The sequence below is a fragment of the Streptomyces zagrosensis genome (assembly GCF_014203645.1).
Lineage (GTDB): Bacteria > Actinomycetota > Actinomycetes > Streptomycetales > Streptomycetaceae > Streptomyces > Streptomyces zagrosensis.
Window position 1 is genome coordinate 1 of the sequence record NZ_JACHJL010000065.1, and the last position, 1,148, is coordinate 1,148.

The 1,148-nt window shown below is 66.3% G+C and carries 1 protein-coding gene; it reads left to right on the forward strand.

Annotated features, from left to right (window positions below; all coding sequences use genetic code 11):
• Positions 1-249: 249 nt before the first annotated feature.
• Positions 250-1,148 (forward strand): group II intron reverse transcriptase/maturase (gene ltrA, locus FHS42_RS36030; protein WP_246495895.1); only part of this gene is annotated, 899 nt, incomplete at its 3' end.

The following is a 1,148-nucleotide window of genomic DNA, read 5'->3' on the forward strand; positions in this document are numbered from 1 at the left end:
GACGGCCTGCGGACAGCTGCCGTCGGAAGCTGCGCGTCCTATAACCGGGTGCACCCCGGGAAGTGGACGCGAGCCGGGTGGGCGTCGGAGGCGGCCGTAGTACCGCGATGAGCCGGGGGACAACACAACCCCCGGCCAGGGAAGGGCCGCTGCTTCGTCGATGCGCAGTCTGTCTGGAGGGACTTGGTGAGTGCCGTTTCGGCTAGTTCCGCCACGTCGGGATCCCTGAAGCTGGATCCGGTCCGCGCCTTGCAGCATGCGCTCTACCGGGCGGCCAAGGCCGATCCCGGACGGCGGTTCCACGCGCTGGGGGACAAGGTCCACCGCAGGGACGTCCTGCGGCGCGCGTGGGCAATGGTGCGTCGGAACAACGGTGCACCAGGCATTGACGCCATCACTCTCACGCAGGTTGAGGAGTACGGCATCGACCGGCTCCTTGACGAACTGGCCACGGAACTCAAGGAAGGCCGTTGGCGGCCGCTGCCCGCGCGCCGGGTATTCATCCCGAAACCCGGCACGACCGCGGAGCAAAGACCGCTGTCAATTCCTTCCGCCCGTGACCGGATCGTGCAGGCCGCGCTGAAGATCGTGCTTGAGCCGGTCTTCGAGGCCGACATGCTCCCGTGCTCGTTCGGGTTCCGGCCCAGACGTGGGGCGCACGATGCCCTCCAAGTCTTGGTCGATGAGGCATGGCGGGGCAGGCGGTGGGTGGTGGAGACGGATATCGCCAACTGTTTTGAGGCGATTTCGCATGAGAAGTTGATGCAGGCGGTCGAGGAACGCGTCTGCGACCGGTCCGTCCTCAAACTCCTGCGCGCCATGTTGCGGGCCGGGGTGATGGAGGACGGGCAGGTCCGTCGGCCGGTGACTGGAACTCCACAAGGCGGTGTGGTTTCACCGCTGATGGCGAACGTCTATCTGCACCGGCTGGACCGGGCATGGGACGCGCGCTTTCATGGGGTCCTGGTTCGCTATGCCGATGATGCCGTGGTGATGTGTGCTACTCGCGAGCAGGCCGAGGCTGCCCTTGGGCAGCTGAAGGTCCTGCTGGCTGATCTCGGCCTGGAGCCGAAGGCGGCCAAGACCAGGATCGTGCACCTGCAGGTCGAAGGCGAGGGAGTGGACTTCCTTGGCTTCCACCACCGGTG